This is a genomic window from Amnibacterium sp., assembly GCF_051956055.1.
Taxonomy (GTDB): domain Bacteria; phylum Actinomycetota; class Actinomycetes; order Actinomycetales; family Microbacteriaceae; genus Amnibacterium.
Genome location: NZ_JBQCGC010000039.1, coordinates 1 through 15,372, shown reverse-complemented (window position 1 = coordinate 15,372; position 15,372 = coordinate 1). Strand labels below are relative to the sequence as shown.

The following is a 15,372-nucleotide window of genomic DNA, read 5'->3' as shown; positions in this document are numbered from 1 at the left end:
GCACGGATCGCCGACCTGCCCCTGCATTCCCTGTCACCCGACATCTGGGGGCCGCGTCGGCGAAACGGTTCAGCCACGATTGGAACGTGACCAACCAGCCGGGCCCGACCGCCCTCCTCCGCCGCCCCGCGGAGCTGCTCTACGCGGCCATGCGCAACCGGCGGAGGACCCTCCCGCGACCCCTCGACCTGCCCTGGGTCCGTACCGGAGACGGGGACGCGCTGCGGTTCCTCTTCATCGGGAGCGGACTGGCGCACGGGTGGGGCGTCTCGAGCCACCGGCTCGGCCCCACCGGCGAGCTGGCTCGCGCGATCCGGGCCATCACCGGCACCGCGTGCGAGGTGGAGTTCGTGGGCGACGAGACGATGAGCGCCGCGACCGCGGTCGACTGGCTGGCCGACCGCGCGGATGCCACGTTCCAGGGCGCGATCGTCGCCATCGGCGCCAACGACGCCATGCGGCTGACGCCCGTCGCCGAGTGGGGGGCGCGCCTCGTCAACCTGCTCAACGTGCTGCAGTCGGGGCTGCCCGCCGGCGCTCCGGTGGTGCTCGTCGGCATCCCGGACGTGCACGTGCCGAACCGGGTCCGCTCGCTCAACCCGATCGCGCACCGGCATGCACGCCGGCTGGACAAGGTCGCGCACCGGCTCGCCGCCGTCCGGGCGGACGTCACCTACCTGGCCGCGCCGCGGCTCGCCCGCTTCATCGGGCAGCGCGCGGGCGGCGACCTCTACGCGGCGTTCACACTCCCGATCGCCGCCGCCGTCGCCTCAGCCGTCCGGCACGCGCGCGTCACGACCAGCCCGTTCGTGCGCGCCGAGCGCTTCGACCGACCAGAGGTGCGCGCCATCGTGGAGCGCGGCAGGGAGCAGGACCTCACGGAGCTGCACGCCATCGTGCTGCGCGCGGCCGCCGAGTTCCGGGTGACGGAGGCGATGGTCTCCCTCCTCGACGGCGACCGCGCCTGGCACGTCGCGAACACCGGATCGGCCCCCGTCGCGATGCCCCGCGCGCTCAGCTACTGCGAGACCGTCGTCGCCACCGGCGAGGCGCTGATCGTCGAGGACTCCACCAGGGATCCCCGCTTCTCGGAGAACGCGTTCCTCGAGCTGGTGCACTCGCAGTTCTACGCCGGCGTCCCCGTCCACGCCGAGGACGGCACGGTCATCGGCAGCATGTGCGTGAACAACGGCTTCCCCCGCGCTGCCGAGAGCATCGACCTGGAGCGCCTGCGCGAGTACGCGGTCGAGGTGGAGGCGGTCATCCGCCGCGCGACCGCCGCCGCCGGCTGGCTCGACCCGGCGCTCGCGACCTGATCGGGGTCGGCGACCGCTCAGCGACGCTTCCTCGGCGGCCGCTCCCGGTCGAGCACGGGCACGTCCGGGTCGTGCGGCTGCTGCTCGCCTGCGGCGAGCGAGAGCATCGCCAGCACGAGCAGCGCCGCGATGAACGCGATGCCCGCGAGGATCAGCGCGCCGTCGAGCGACCGGCTGCCGATGAGGGTGATCACGCCGGCGAACACGCCGAGCACGGCGGCCATCCCGACCAGCTCGAGCGGCTTCATCCTGGCGCGCAGCGACGGGCGGCTCACGCGCGCCCGCTCCTGCGTCGGAGGTTCGCGGCCGAGATGCCCAGGTAGACGGCCACCACGGCCCCCCACGCACCGAGGACGCCGACCGCCAGCAGCGGGTCGGAGTGCAGCACGGCGAGCACGACGCCGACCAGCACCTGCAGGCCGCCGACGACCACCGCGTCCCCGCTCAGCTCGGCCCGCTCGGAGCGGAGCAGCCCGCCGATGATCTCGAGCGCCCCGACCAGGAGGAACACGACGGCCTCGACCGGGCTGAGCAGCCCGCCGCCGGCCGCGATGCCCGTCAGGGCGACGACGCCGCCCACGAGGGAGACCGCGGCGCGGGCGAGCACCATCGCGCGGCCGGCGCGGCTCCAGGCCAGGCCGGTCACGCAGACGGCGAGCACGACACCCTGGAGCAGGAGGAATCCGCCGAGGACCCCCAGCCCGAACCGCCCCGGCGCGCTGTGGTCGAGGCCGAAGGTGACGGCCACCGCAGGCACCGCGGCGACCACCGCCCTGGCGGCGACCGCGATCGGCGTGGTGACCGCCGACCGATGGGGTCTCGTCGTCGTGCTCACAGGCTCCTCCAGACCCGAGCGCGCGGGCCGAGGGTCAAGGGTACGGTGCGCTGCGCGGGTCAGACGGCGGCGATGTCCGCGAAGCGCGAGTAGCGGCCGTGGAAGGCGACCGTGACGGTGTCCGTGGGGCCGGCGCGGTGCTTGGCCACGATCAGGTCGGCATCCGGGTTCGGCTGGTCCCGGTCGTACGCGCTCTCGCGGTGGAGCAGGATCACGATGTCCGCGTCCTGCTCGATCGAGCCGGACTCGCGGAGGTCGGAGAGCGCGGGACGCTTGTCGGCCCGCTGCTCCGGCCCGCGGTTCAGCTGCGACAGCGCGATCACGGGCACGTCGAGCTCCTTCGCGAGCAGCTTCAGCGCACGCGAGAACTCGCTGATCTCCTGCTGCCGGCTCTCGACGCGCTTGCCGCTCGACATCAGCTGCAGGTAGTCGATGACGATGAGCTTCAGCCCGACCTTCTGCTTGAGCCTCCGGCACTTCGCCCGGATCTCGACGAGGGTCATGTTCGGGCTGTCGTCGATGTACAGCGGCGCGTCGTTGATGCGGCCGCGGGTGGCGGCGATCTTCGTCCAGTCGTCCGCGCTCAGGCGGCCCTTCCGCATGTCCTGCATCGAGATCGTCGCCTCGGCCGCCATGAGCCGCATCGCGATCTCGCTCTTGCCCATCTCGAGCGAGAAGAAGATCGTCGGCATGTGGGCCTTCACGCTCGCGTTGCGCGCGAGATCGAGGGCCAGGGTCGACTTCCCCATGGCGGGGCGGGCGCCCACGATGATCATCTGCCCGGGGTGCAGCCCGTTCGTCAGCTCGTCGAGCTGACGGAACCCGGTCGGCACGCCCGTGAGCTCGCCGTCCCTGCCGCTCGCCGCCTCCATCTCGTCGATGGCGATCGTCACCGCCTCGGACAGCGGCGCGTAGTCCTCCGTCGCCGACTCGCGCGCGATGCCGAACACCTCGGCCTGCGCCTGGTTCAGCAGGTCCATCGCGTCGCCCTGCGCCTCGTAGCCGAGGTGCGCGATGTGGGTGCCCGCCTCGACCAGGCGCCGCAGCACGGCCTGCTCGGCGACGATCTGCGCGTAGTACCCGGCGTTCGCCGCCGTGGGCACGATGTTCGTGAGGGTGTGCAGGTAGGCCTCGCCACCGGCCCGCTGCACGTCGCCCGTGCGGGCGAGCTCGTCGCCGACGGTGATCGCATCGGTCGGCTCGCCCCGCGAGTAGAGGCTCAGGATCGCCTGGAAGATGACCTCGTGCTTCGGCAGGTAGAAGTCGGCCCCGACGACGACCTCGAGCACGTCGGCGACCGCGTCGGTCGACAGCAGCATGCCGCCGATCGCGCTCTGCTCGGCGAGCAGGTTGTGCGGGGGGACCCGCTCCTGCTTCCGGGTCGCCTGCTCGTCCCAGGGACCGCTCTCGACGTCCCACTCCGTCATCGACATGCCGACTCGACTCCCCCCTCACGCGTCTCGCGCGGCTGCTCCGCCACCCGCGTCCACCGTGGTCTAGCACCGGGCGAGGACATCGCTCGGCCGGTCCGGTGAACCTACGCGACGGCCTGTGCACGGGGGTGTGGACGACGCGCTGGGGAACCGGTTGTACCCATGTGGAGAGCCTGTGGACAGCGACGCCTCCACGAACCTGAGCAACACCTAGAAACGGCTTCTGATCAGGTATGGAAGAGTGCACAGGTCAACCTGGGGATAACTCGTCCGCGCGGATCGGGGACATCGCGCGCTCGGCGTGTCGGGCCACGGACGGGTCGTCGATCGTCTCCCACGCAGACCATCGGGAACGCCGAACGGCGCCGACCCCGAAGGGATCGGCGCCGTCAGCGCAGCGGGGTCGTCAGCGCTTGCCGACGACCTCCAGGGTGAGGGACGCGGTCACGTCCTCGCGGAGTCGGACGGTCGCCTCGTGGGTGCCCGTCGAGCGCACCGGCGCGGCGAACTCCACCGTGCGGCGGTCGATCGGGCCGAGGCCCGCCTCCGCCACCGCGTCGGCGACGTCCGCCGTCGAGACCGAGCCGAACAGGCGGCCGGCCTGGCCCGTGCGGACCGAGATCCGGACCGGCTGGGCCTCGAGACGCGCCTTCACGGCCTGCGCCTCCTCCAGGGACGCGGCGGCGCGCGCGGTGCGGGCCTTCGCGATCTGGTCGACCTGCTTCTGGCCGCCGCGGGTCCAGCCCGTGGCGAGGCCCTGCGGGACGAGGTAGTTGCGGGCGTACCCGCCCTTGACCTCGACGATGTCGCCCGCGCTGCCGAGGCCGGAGACCTCGTGCGTCAGGATCAGCTTCGTGGTTGCCATGTGGTCAGCCCCCGATCAGCGGCCGGAGCCGGAGTAGGGGAGCAGCGCCATCTCACGCGCGTTCTTCACCGCGCGGGCGATGAGCCGCTGCTCCTGCACCGAGACGCCGGTGATGCGGCGGGCGCGGATCTTGCCGCGCTCCGAGATGAACTTGCGCAGGGTGGCGACGTCCTTGTAGTCGATCACCCCGACCTTGATGCGCTTCGCGGGAGCCACGGTCTTCCCGGGCTTGCTCCGCGGCTTGCGGCTGTCGCCGCGCGACTTGCCTGCCATGTCGTTGTCCTTACGTGAGAAGTAGATGAAGAGTTGAGATCAAGACCGCCGTCAGCCGAGCGCGCGTTCAGCGCGCCGGTACGGCACAGGCTTCGATCCGCTCGCGGATCGAAGACCATGAACTCAGAAGGGGGTCTCGTCGTCGTAGGCGCCGGGGGTGCTCCACCCGTCGTTGCCGCCGCCCGAGCCGCCGGAGGGCGCGCCCCACGGGTCGTCCTGCGGCTGCGACTGCGGACGGCCTGCGCCACCGCCGCCACCACCGACCTGGCCGCGGCCACCGCCGCCACCACCGCTCGCGCGGGTGACCTGGGCGGTCGCGTACCGGAGCGAGGGGCCGATCTCGTCGACCTCGAGCTCGATCGAGGTGCGGTTCTGCCCCTCGCGGTCCTGGTAGCTGCGCTGCCTGAGGCGACCGGATGCGATGACCCGGGAGCCCTTCGTCAGCGAGCCGGCCACGTGCTCCGCGAAGTCGCGCCACACGCTCGCGCGGAGGAACAGCGCTTCGCCGTCCTTCCACTCGTTGCTCGCGCGGTCGAACGTGCGCGGCGTCGAGGCGATCGTGAAGTTCGCGACCGCGAGGCCGTTCTGCGTGTACCGGAGCTCCGGGTCGGCGGTCAGGTTGCCGACGACCGTGATGATGGTCTCGCCCGCCACGGCCGACTACCTCGCGGTGGCGGGACGGGGCGCGCGGGGACCACGCGAACCGCGCTCGGGGCGCTCACCGCGCTCCGGACGAGGCTCACCGGCGTTGTCGTTGGGCTTGCCGATGCGGGCGACCGCCTCGTCGGCGCGCAGCACCTTCGTGCGGAGCACCGCCTCGGACAGCCCCAGCTGCCGGTTCAGCTCCTGCGTCGCGGCGCTCGTCGCGGTCAGGGCGACGACGGCGTAGATGCCTTCGGTGTGCTTGTCGATCTCGTACGCCAGCCGGCGACGGCCCCACAGGTCGACGTTGTCGACCGTGCCACCGCTGTCGCGGATGACACCGAGGAACCGGTCCAGGCTGGGCGCGACGGTCCGCTCGTCGATGCTCGGGTCCAGGATGACCATGAGCTCGTACTTCTGCGTCACTACCCCACCTCCTCTGGTCTGAACGGCCACGGACGATCCGTGGCAGGAGGGTGTGAACCGTGCCGCGGGCATGCTGACGCCGCCCGGGCAACCGCAACAGCGTAGCCCATGCGGACCAGCGCGCGTTTTGAAGGGGTTCCGGGCCTGGCTGGGACACAGCGTGCGTTTTGAAGGGGTTTCGGCGCAGGTCGACCCGAACGCTTCAGGGCTTCGACGCCGAAACCCCTTCAAAACGAAGGGCTCAAGAGGTTCGGGAGCTCCACCACGCCTTGAGGCGACGCTCGGCCTCCTCCGGCCCGAGCGGCCCCTCCTCCATCCGGAGGTCGAGGAGGTGGCGGTACGCGGCGCCCACATCCGGCCCGGGGCGCAGCCCGAGAATGCGCATGATCGACTCGCCGTCGAGGTCGGGCCGGATGGCGTCCAGCTCCTCCTGCGCCTGCAGCTGCTCGATGCGCCGTTCGAGATCGTCGTAGGCGGCCGCGAGGCGACGCGCCTTCCGCTCGTTCCTCGTCGTGACGTCCGCCCTGGTGAGGATGTGCAGTTGCGGCAGCAGCTCGCCCGCGTCGCGCACGTAGCGCCGCACCGCCGAGTCCGTCCACGCCCCCTCGCCGTAGCCGAAGAACCGCTGGTGCAGCTCGATCAGCTTCGTGATGCGGTCGACCTCCGCGTTCGGGAAGCGCAGCGCCTTCAGCCGCTTGCGCGCCAGCTTGGCCCCCACCACGTCGTGGTGATGGAACGTCACGACCCCGCCCGGCTCGAAGCGTCGCGTCGCCGGCTTCCCGATGTCGTGGAGGAGGGCGGCGAAGCGCAGCACCACGTCCGGCGCCTGCCCGGGGAAGCGGTCGTGCTCGAGGTCGATCGCCTGCTGGAGCACCTGGAGCGAGTGCTGGTACACGTCCTTGTGCCGGTGCTCGCCGTCGCGGGTGAGCCGGAGCGACGGGAGCTCGGGCAGCACGCGGTCGGCCAGGCCCGTCTCGACGAGCAGCTCGAGCCCGGCGGTGGGCCGGTCGGTGGAGACGAGCTTCACGAGCTCCTCCCGCACCCGCTCCTGCGAGACCACGTCGATCCTCGGGGCCAGGGCGGTCATCGCCCGCCTGCCCTCGTCGTCGAGCTCGAAGCCGAGCTGCGCGGTGAAGCGCGCGGCCCGCAGCATCCGCAGCGGGTCCTCGTCGAACGATTCGACGGCGGGGGAGGGCGTCGTCAGCCTCCGGTCCACGACCGCCGCGATGCCGTCGGTCGGGTCGACGATCGCGAGCGACGGCAGGCGCACCGCGACGGCGTTCACGGTGAAGTCGCGCCGGCGCAGGTCGCCGTCGAGGGTGTCGCCGAACACCACCTCCGGCTTCCGCGACGACGGCACGTACTCGTCGCGCCGGTACGTCGTCACCTCGACGGAGTCGCCCGCCACCCGCACGGCGACGGTCCCGAAGGCGCGCCCGACGTCCCACATCGCGGACGCGATCGGTCGCAGCACCGCCGCGGACTCCTCCGGCCGCGCGGACGTGGTGAGGTCGATGTCGGTGACCTGCCGATCGATGAGCGCGTCGCGGACCGGACCCCCGACCAGCGCGATCTCGTGCCCGGCGGAGGTGAAGGCCTCGACCACGCGGCGGACCGACTCCCGTTCGGCGAGCGCCGTCAGCCGAGGCGCGGCGGCAGCCACGGGATGCATGGCACCAGCCTATGGAGGTGGGCGCGGCATCCCCCGACCGGGGGAGGGCTTCCGTACACTCGCCCGCATGTCGGAGCCCCTCACCCGCGTGCCCGACACGGGTCGGTGACGGGCCGCCGCACGCTGGCCGCCGTGCTCGCCGCGAGCGTGCTCGCCGCGCTCGGCGTCACGTCCGGGGTCGGCGACGCACCGGCGTCGGCGGCCACCGCCTCGGCATCGATCGTGGTCGCGCCGGACAGCGCGGGCGGCGTCCGCTCCGGCACGGACCTCGGCGTGACGGTCACCGTGACGAACGACGGCACCGAGGCGCTGCCCACCGGCAGGATCGCGCTGTCGCTGGACAAGGCGCCCGTCGCCAGCACCGACTACCTCCTCGGCAAGATCCAGCATCCGGATCAGGTGCTCCTCGGGTACCTCGCGGACGGCGCGACGTCGGCGGTCCCGCGGCTCGCCACCGGGTCGACGGCCTCGGTGCACGTGACGCTGAAGGCCGACGTGCTCTCGAGCATCCTGAGCAGCGCGTCCGGCGCGCGGCTGCTCTACGCGCGCTACCGATCGGACGACGGCGCCGTGCAGACCGTCGCGGACTCGTCGGTCGTCCGCGTCGCCTCCGGCTCGCACGCGGCGGTCGGCCTCGACACGATCGTGCCGGTGCTCGCACCCGCGGGTTCGACGGGTGTCGTGGACGTGAGCACCCAGGAGGCGCTGGTCGCGCCGAACGGCGCCTGGGGCTCGGCCCTCCGGGCGGCCGAGGCGGACCCCGGCGCCGCGATCGCGCTCGACCCCGAGGTGATCGCCTCGGTCCGGATCGCCGGAGCCGCAGCCCCTGCCGACGTCCGGACGTTCCTCGACCGGCTCGGCGGGCTCCCGAACGAGTTCCTCCGCCTCCCCTACGCGGACACCGACCTCACCCTGGCGCAGGCGGCCGGCTCGCGGAGCGACCTGAACCCCTCGAGCTTCGCCGGGGTGACGCTCGCGACCGCCACGACCGGACCGACCCCCGCGCCGACAGCGACCGCGAGCCCCTCGGCGAGCGCAGCCGACCTGACCGCCTGGAACTGGTCCGACCGCAAGGTCGCGTGGCCCGTCCCGGGGACGAGCGGCGCGAGCGACCTGACGCGGTTCGCCGCCGCGGGCGACCAGGTCCTCCTGTCCACCGACGACCTCGTCGACACCTCCGCCCGCCGCACCGCCGGACCCCTCGCCCGGATCGGCGCGGCCGGCGTCCTCGTCTCCGACGCCGCGGTGTCCTCCCTGCTGTCCGACGCGAGCGCGAACGGCGTGGCCGGCGACTCGGCGCTCGCCACCTTGAACGGCATGCTCGCGACCGCCGCGGTCTCCGGCGAGACGACCACGCTGCTCGCCACGGTCGGCCGGTCCGCGGACACGACCAGGCTCGACCGGGTGCTGCGCACGCTGCGCGGCGAGTCCTGGGTGCGGACCGGATCGCTCGCGGACCTCGGCTCGGTCCGCACCGCACCGGTCGTCCGGCTGCGCACGTCGACGATCGCGGCGTCCAGGACGGCCACCGCGCGCTCCCTGCTCGCCGGCGAGCAGCGGGTCCAGCAGCTCGGCAAGGCGGTCACCGCGCACCCGGACACGGTGACCGCGCCGCAGCGGCTCGCCCTGCTCGGCGCACTCTCCTCGGCCTGGCGAGGCCAGGACGATCGCTGGCAGGCGGTCGCCTCCTCCGTGGAGCAGGGGTTCACCCACCTGGTCGGCCTCGTCCGCCTCGCCGAGGGATCGGAGAGCAACGCGATCGGCGCCGACGGCACGCTGCGGGTGACGGTGCTGAACGGGCTCCCCGAGCCGGTGGCGGTGATCGTCCGGGCGTCGGCGAGCAACGGCAAGCTCCAGTTCGACGACGCCTCCGCCTCCGTCGCCGTGCCGGCATCCGGGCAGAACCAGGCGAAGCTCACCTATCGGTCGATCACCAACGGCGCGACCGACGTCTCGCTCACGCTCAGCACCGCTGACGGCACCCTGCTCGACCGGGGCCAACGGCAGTTCACCGTCTCGGCGGGCTTCGACACGCTCGTCGCGGTCGTGCTGCTCGCGGCGCTCGCGCTTCTGCTCGGGCTCGGCGTCTACCGGAACATCGCCAGGCGCCGCAACCCGCGCCAGGAGGCGTCGTCGTGAGCACCGGCGTCGGGCGCGCGAGCGCACTGCTCGCGTCCGGGACGATCGTCTCCCGGCTCCTCGGGTTCGCGCGCACGTTTCTCCTGACGATCGTGCTGAGCGGCCAGAGCACGGTGATCGGGAACGCGCTCACGCTCTCGACCCAGATGCCGACGAGCCTCTACGCGCTCATCGGCGGCGGGCTCGTCAGCGCGGTGCTCGTGCCACAGACGATCCGGGCCAGCCGGGGGGCGGACGGCGGCGTGGCCTACGTCAACAAGCTCCTGACCATCGCGATCGTGACGATCGGTACCCTCACGGTCGTCCTCACGATCGGCGCGCCGCTCGTGATGCACCTGACCGCGAGCAACGCCGCCACGTATGCGGTCGCAGTGCCGTTCGCCTACTGGTCGATGCCGCAGATCTTCTTCCTGGGCATGTACGCCGTGCTCGGCGAGGTGCTGAACGCGCGCAAGCGGTTCGGTGCGTACACCTGGGCGCCGGTCGCGAACAACGTGGTCGCGCTCGGGACACTCGGGCTGTTCCTCGCCGCGTTCGGCGCGGTGCCGAAGCTCGCCTCGGACCCCCTGCCACCCGCGCAGTCGTTCGTGCTCGCCGGCGGCGCCACCCTCGGGCTCGCCGTGCAGGCGCTGACCCTGGTGCTCGTCTGGCGGCGCGCCGGGCTCCGGTTCCGTCCCGACTTCCGCTGGCGCGGGGTGGGCCTGCGCGCGACCGGGCAGGCAGCGGGGTGGACCTTCGCGATGCTCGTCCTCACCCAGGCGGCGGGCTTCCTCCAGAGCCTGGTCGCCGACACGGCCAGCCAGCCGGGCGTCGCGTCGAACTTCGCGCTGTCGAACGCCTGGCTCCTCTTCATGCTGCCGCACTCGATCATCACGGTCTCGCTCGCGACCGCGTTCTACCCCCGGATGAGCGAGCACGCGGCCGAGGGGGACATCGGCGCCGTCCGCGACGATCTCAGCACCGCCCTCCGCGCGGTGCTGCTCGTGATGGGGCTGGCGACCGCCGTCCTGCTGGGCGCCGCGCTGCCCGCGAGCGCGATCTTCAGCCACGCCGCCGCAGAGGCCGGCGCGACTGCGCCAGTGCTCATCGGCTATGTCGTCGGCCTGCTGCCGTTCACCGCCCTCTACCTCGTGCAGCGGGCGTTCTACGCGCTCGGTGACACCCGCACACCGTTCCGATTCACCCTCGCGCAGCTCGTCGTCGTCGTGCCGGGCATCCTCCTGTGCCTCCTCCTGCCCGCCGCCTGGATCGCAGCGGCCATCGCGCTCGTGATCTCGATCGGCGGCACGGTACAGCTCGTGGTCGCGGTCGTCCTGCTCAGGCGCCGCATCGGCCCGCTGCTCGACCCGCACCTCGCCGGAGCGCTCCGCCGGCTCGCCATCGCGGGCGTCCCCGCCCTCGCAGTAGGGCTACTCGTGCTCTGGAGCATCGGAGGCTTGACCAACGGCTGGCCGGTCTCCTCCAGCATCGGCGGGATCCTCGGCGCCGCGATCGTCGCGCTGGCCTGCGCAGTGGTCTACGTCGCCGTGCTCGCCGCCCTCCGCGCCCCGGAGATCGCCCTCGCGGCCGGCCTCGTCCGCGCCCGCCTCCGCCGCTGAGCACGACAGCAGGACCCAGCACCATGAGCAGGACGGAGACGCGCGCTCCGTCCTGCGATCGGTGCTGAGTCCTGCTCAAGGACTCACGGCTCGCTGCCTGGCGGGCGCTGCCTCGCCCGGAATAGGGCGCCGACGGCTACCGTTTCACCCTCCGTGATCGTGGACGAGGAGCGAGACATGCGGCAGGTCATCATCATCGGCTCGGGCCCCGCGGGGTACACGGCCGCGATCTACGCCGCCCGCGCCCAGCTGGCACCGCTGCTCATCGCGAGCTCCGTCGAGGCCGGCGGCGAGCTCGTGAACACCACCGAGGTCGAGAACTTCCCCGGCTTCCCCGAGGGGATCATGGGCCCGGACCTGATGGAGAACATGCGGCTGCAGGCCGAGCGGTTCGGCACGGAGATCGTGCTCGAGGACGCCACCGCGGTCGAGCTCGACGGCGACGTGAAGCGCGTCCACGTGGGTCAGGGCAAGTCGCACAAGGTCTACGAGGCCCTCACGGTGATCGTCGCGTCCGGCTCCGCGTACCGGAAGCTCGGCGTGGAGGGCGAGGAGCGCCTCTCCGGTCACGGCGTCTCGTGGTGCGCCACCTGCGACGGCTTCTTCTTCCGCGGCAAGGAGATCGCGGTCGTGGGCGGAGGCGACTCGGCGATGGAGGAGGCGACCTTCCTCACGCGGTTCGCGTCGAAGGTGCACCTGATCCACCGCGGTGACACGCTGCGCGCGTCGAAGATCATGCAGGAGCGCGCCAAGGGCGACCCGAAGATCGAGTTCCAGTGGAACGCGAAGATCGACGAGATCCAGGGCGGATCGCTTGTCGACGGCGTGCGTCTCACCTCCACGAACGGCGGCGAGGACAAGCACCTCCCCCTCGACGGCGTGTTCATCGCGATCGGCAACGACCCGCGCACCGACCTCGTGAAGGACCAGCTCGAGCTCACCCCCGAGGGCACCATCAAGGTCGACGGGCGTTCCTCCCGCACCTCGATCGCGGGCGTCTTCGCCGCGGGCGACGTCATCGACCCGACGTACCGGCAGGCCGTGACCGCGGCCGCCTCCGGCACGGTCGCGGCGCTCGACGCCGAGCACTACCTCGCGGCGCTCCCAGCCGACCTGCTCAGCCGCGCGAAGGGCGACGCCACGCCGGGCGAGGCCCCCGCGTCCGGCGCGACGTTCACGCCGGACGGCGAACTGGTCGGCCGGGCGTAGAGTTCCCCTCCGTCCCTCGTCTTCATCACAAGGAGTGATCAGCGCGATGCGCGAAGTGACCGATGCGACCTTCGAGCAGGAGGTCCTCAAGTCGGACAAGCCTGTGCTCGTGGACTTCTGGGCGGCCTGGTGCGGCCCCTGCCGTCGGGTGGGCCCCGTGCTGATGGAGATCGCCGAGGAGCACGCGGACAAGATCTCGATCGTCAAGCTCAACGTCGACGAGAACCCCGAGACGGCGATGAAGTACCAGATCACGTCGATCCCGGCGATGAAGCTCTACTCGGGCGGCGAGGTCGTGAAGACGGTCATCGGCGCGAAGCCGAAGCCCGCCATCGAGGCGGACCTCGCCTCCGTCCTGGCCTGACAGCCCCCTCCCAGAACCGGCCGTTCCGCCGCACCGCGGCAGCACGGATCCAGGGCGGGGGCCAGCACCCCGGCAGGACGAATCGCCTTCAGCAGGACGAACCGTCGTCATGGATCCCTCCTGCCCCCGTGCACTCGTCCTGCTGAAGCACTCCCGCCTAGGACAATCGACGTGAGCGACCTCCGCCCGACCGGCACCGATCTCGACCCGTGGCTCGCCACGTACGCCGATCGAGCTTCGGGGCTGGCCGCCAGCGAGGTTCGCGCCCTCTTCGCCGTCGCATCGCGTCCGGAGGTGGTCTCCCTCGCCGGCGGCATGCCGTACGTCCGCGCGATCTCGCGCGAGTCCGTCGCCGGCGCCATCGACCGGATGCTGCTCGCGAACGCGCCGGCCGCGCTCCAGTACGGGTCCGGGCAGGGGCTCCCGCGCCTCCGCGAGCACATCGTCGAGGTGATGGCGGAGGAGGGCATCAGCGCCTCCCCGGACGACGTGATCACCACGACCGGCTCCCAGCAGGCGATCGACCTCGTCACGAAGCTGTTCATCGATCCGGGCGACGTGATCCTCGCCGAGGGGCCGAGCTACGTGGGGGCGCTCGGCGTCTTCAAGTCGTACCAGGCGCAGGTGGTCCACCTCCCGATGGACGCGGACGGCCTGGTGCCGGAGGTGCTCGAGGCCGCGATCCTCGAGCAGCGGGCGCTCGGCAGGACCGTGAAGTTCCTCTACACGATCCCGAACTTCCACAACCCCGCCGGCGTGACGCTCTCGGCCGAGCGACGGCCTCGGGTCGTCGAGATCTGCCGGCGACTCGAGGTGCTGATCGTCGAGGACAACCCCTACGGGCTGCTCTGGTTCGACGCGCCGCCTCCCCCTCCGCTGCAGACGCTGAACCCGGACGGCGTCGTCTACCTCGGTTCGTTCTCCAAGACCTTCGCACCGGGGTTCCGGGTGGGGTGGGCCGTCGCGCCCCACGCGATCCGGGAGAAGCTGGTGCTCGCGGCGGAGTCGGCGATCCTGTCGCCATCCAGCTTCACGCATTACCTCATCGCCGAGTACCTGGAGACCGTCGACTGGCGCGCGCAGGTCGACCGGTTCCGGGCCGTCTACCGCGAACGCCGCGACGCGATGCTCGCCGCCCTGCAGACGCATCTCCCGAACCTCACCTGGAACGAGCCGAACGGCGGCTTCTACATCTGGGTCGGGCTCCCGGAGGAGCTGCACTCGAAGCAGATGCTGCCCAGGGCGGTGCGGGAGCTGGTGGCCTACACACCCGGCACCGGCTTCTACGCCGACGGCTCGGGCGGCCGGGAGATGCGGCTGTCCTTCTGCTATCCCACGCCCGAGGACATCGCGGTGGGCATCCAGCGGCTCGCGACCGTCGTGAACGGGGAGCTCGAGCTCGTCCGGGCGTTCGCGGGCACCGGATCCCTCGCTCCCCGACGCGACGACCGCGCTGTCGGCGCCCCGCCCCCCGACCTCCGCTGAACCGAGGAGAAGACGCATGACCCAGACCCCGTCCGTGGTGGTGCTCTCCGGCGGCATCTCGCACGAGCGCGACGTGTCCCTCCGATCGGGACGGCGGGTGGTCGACGCGCTCGGGCGACTCGGCTGGCGCGTGACCACCGCGGAGCCCGACGCACGCCTGCTGCCCGCGCTGCTCGAGCGGCGACCCGACGTGGTGTGGCCGGCCCTCCACGGCGCGAGCGGCGAGGACGGGTCGCTCCGCGCCCTGCTCGACGTCTCCGGCCTCACCTACATCGGCAGCCGCGGGGCCGCCGCACGGCTGGCGTGGGACAAGCCGACGGCGAAGCGGCTGGTGACGAGCGCGGGCGGCGACACCCCGGCCTCGGTGACCCTCACCAGGGAGGTGTTCCGCGAGATCGGTGCGAGGAGCGCGATCGACACCATCCTCGGTTCGATGTCGGAGACGCTGGTCGTCAAGCCGGCTCGGGGCGGCTCGGCGCAGGGCGTGACCGTGGTGGAGGCCGCCGACCAGCTGCCGCGGGCGCTGATGGACGCGTTCACCTACGCGGACGAGGCGCTGATCGAGCAGCGGATCGTCGGCACCGAGATCGCCGTGGGCGTGCTCGACGGGGACGACGGCCCGGAGGCGCTGCCTGCGGTCGAGATCGTGCCGAGGAGCGGCTTCTACGGCTTCGAGGAGCGCTACACGGCGGGCGAGACCCGGTTCTACACCCCGGCGCGGCTCGACCCCGCCGTCTCGGCGGTGGCCGGCAACCTCGCGGTGCTCGCGCACCAGGCCATGGGGCTGCGCCATCTGTCGCGGGCGGACATCATCGTGGACGCCGAGGGACGACCGTGGTTCCTCGAGTCGAACGTGATGCCGGGGCTGACGGAGACGAGCCTCCTGCCGCAGGCGCTGCTCTCGACGGGCCGGGACCTGTCGCAGGCGTACGCCGCGATCACGCAGCGGGCCCTCGCCGGCGACTGACCCTTCGTGGGGGGGGGGGGTTGGGCGGCCCGGCCGGGCAGTCGAAGAAAGAGCTCAGGGGGTGGGGCGGGGGGGGGGCGCCCGCGGGGGGGGGGGGCGGTGCGGGCGCCGCGCCCCCCCCCACCCCCACACAGCCCCCCCGGACGCG

Annotated in this window: 15 protein-coding genes; 7 read left to right on the top strand and 8 right to left on the bottom strand. The window is 72.4% G+C overall.

Annotation, left to right across the window (positions count from 1 at the left end):
• The first annotated feature begins 86 nt into the window (after positions 1-86).
• Entirely contained in the window at positions 87-1,316 is a 1,230-nt protein-coding gene (locus ACTHLI_RS06200; protein WP_440182259.1) for a GAF domain-containing protein, read from the top strand.
• Between the two features lie 17 nt (positions 1,317-1,333).
• Here the strand turns inward: ACTHLI_RS06200 and ACTHLI_RS06195 are convergent, their stop codons facing one another.
• The 8 genes from ACTHLI_RS06195 to ACTHLI_RS06160 form a co-directional block, all read right to left on the bottom strand.
• On the bottom strand, positions 1,334-1,591 hold the full coding sequence (locus tag ACTHLI_RS06195; protein ID WP_440182258.1) for a hypothetical protein: 258 nt from the start codon (positions 1,589-1,591) through the stop codon (positions 1,334-1,336).
• Positions 1,588-2,151, bottom strand: a complete 564-nt coding sequence (locus ACTHLI_RS06190; protein ID WP_440182256.1) for a hypothetical protein — start codon at positions 2,149-2,151, stop codon at positions 1,588-1,590. Before ACTHLI_RS06190 ends, ACTHLI_RS06195 begins: the two co-directional genes overlap by 4 nt.
• A gap of 59 nt (positions 2,152-2,210) precedes the next feature.
• Positions 2,211-3,578, bottom strand: a complete 1,368-nt coding sequence (gene dnaB, locus ACTHLI_RS06185) for a replicative DNA helicase (protein ID WP_440182305.1) — start codon at positions 3,576-3,578, stop codon at positions 2,211-2,213.
• A gap of 412 nt (positions 3,579-3,990) precedes the next feature.
• Entirely contained in the window at positions 3,991-4,449 is a 459-nt protein-coding gene (gene rplI, locus ACTHLI_RS06180; protein ID WP_440182255.1) for a 50S ribosomal protein L9, read from the bottom strand.
• A gap of 15 nt (positions 4,450-4,464) precedes the next feature.
• Positions 4,465-4,722: a 30S ribosomal protein S18 gene (rpsR, locus tag ACTHLI_RS06175; RefSeq protein ID WP_440182253.1), complete on the bottom strand. Its 258-nt coding sequence runs from the start codon at positions 4,720-4,722 to the stop codon at positions 4,465-4,467.
• Between the two features lie 123 nt (positions 4,723-4,845).
• Positions 4,846-5,376, bottom strand: coding sequence for a single-stranded DNA-binding protein (locus ACTHLI_RS06170; protein WP_440182252.1), 531 nt, complete (start codon positions 5,374-5,376; stop codon positions 4,846-4,848).
• Between the two features lie 6 nt (positions 5,377-5,382).
• Positions 5,383-5,790, bottom strand: a complete 408-nt coding sequence (rpsF, locus tag ACTHLI_RS06165) for a 30S ribosomal protein S6 (RefSeq protein ID WP_440182251.1) — start codon at positions 5,788-5,790, stop codon at positions 5,383-5,385.
• Between the two features lie 241 nt (positions 5,791-6,031).
• Positions 6,032-7,462 (bottom strand): CCA tRNA nucleotidyltransferase, encoded by a 1,431-nt coding sequence (locus ACTHLI_RS06160; RefSeq protein ID WP_440182250.1) that lies wholly within the window; start codon positions 7,460-7,462, stop codon positions 6,032-6,034.
• A gap of 105 nt (positions 7,463-7,567) precedes the next feature.
• On the opposite strand from ACTHLI_RS06160, the gene ACTHLI_RS06155 reads away from it, so the two are divergent.
• The 6 genes from ACTHLI_RS06155 to ACTHLI_RS06130 all read left to right on the top strand — a co-directional run bounded on the left by ACTHLI_RS06155 (position 7,568) and on the right by ACTHLI_RS06130 (position 15,224).
• Positions 7,568-9,601: a DUF6049 family protein gene (locus ACTHLI_RS06155; RefSeq protein WP_440182248.1), complete on the top strand. Its 2,034-nt coding sequence runs from the start codon at positions 7,568-7,570 to the stop codon at positions 9,599-9,601.
• Positions 9,598-11,199, top strand: coding sequence for a murein biosynthesis integral membrane protein MurJ (gene murJ / locus ACTHLI_RS06150; protein ID WP_440182247.1), 1,602 nt, complete (start codon positions 9,598-9,600; stop codon positions 11,197-11,199). Before ACTHLI_RS06155 ends, murJ begins: the two co-directional genes overlap by 4 nt.
• Before the next feature lie 177 nt (positions 11,200-11,376).
• Positions 11,377-12,408: a thioredoxin-disulfide reductase gene (trxB, locus tag ACTHLI_RS06145; protein WP_440182245.1), complete on the top strand. Its 1,032-nt coding sequence runs from the start codon at positions 11,377-11,379 to the stop codon at positions 12,406-12,408.
• Between the two features lie 37 nt (positions 12,409-12,445).
• Complete coding sequence (trxA, locus tag ACTHLI_RS06140) at positions 12,446-12,772, top strand: thioredoxin (RefSeq protein WP_440182304.1); 327 nt, start codon at positions 12,446-12,448, stop codon at positions 12,770-12,772.
• 171 nt (positions 12,773-12,943) lie between these two features.
• Complete coding sequence (locus ACTHLI_RS06135; RefSeq protein WP_440182244.1) at positions 12,944-14,257, top strand: PLP-dependent aminotransferase family protein; 1,314 nt, start codon at positions 12,944-12,946, stop codon at positions 14,255-14,257.
• 16 nt (positions 14,258-14,273) lie between these two features.
• On the top strand, positions 14,274-15,224 hold the full coding sequence (locus tag ACTHLI_RS06130) for a D-alanine--D-alanine ligase family protein (RefSeq protein ID WP_440182243.1): 951 nt from the start codon (positions 14,274-14,276) through the stop codon (positions 15,222-15,224).
• Positions 15,225-15,372 lie beyond the last annotated feature (148 nt).

Excerpts from the sequence above, each read along its gene's own strand:
- dnaB (WP_440182305.1), bottom strand. The coding sequence starts at position 3,578 with ATGACGGAGTGGGACGTCGAGAGCGGTCCCTGGGACGAGCAGGCGACC.
- rplI (WP_440182255.1), bottom strand. The coding sequence starts at position 4,449 with ATGGCAACCACGAAGCTGATCCTGACGCACGAGGTCTCCGGCCTCGGC.
- rpsR (WP_440182253.1), bottom strand. The coding sequence starts at position 4,722 with ATGGCAGGCAAGTCGCGCGGCGACAGCCGCAAGCCGCGGAGCAAGCCC.
- ACTHLI_RS06160 (WP_440182250.1), bottom strand. The coding sequence starts at position 7,462 with ATGCATCCCGTGGCTGCCGCCGCGCCTCGGCTGACGGCGCTCGCCGAA.
- trxB (WP_440182245.1), top strand. The coding sequence starts at position 11,377 with ATGCGGCAGGTCATCATCATCGGCTCGGGCCCCGCGGGGTACACGGCC.
- ACTHLI_RS06130 (WP_440182243.1), top strand. The coding sequence starts at position 14,274 with ATGACCCAGACCCCGTCCGTGGTGGTGCTCTCCGGCGGCATCTCGCAC.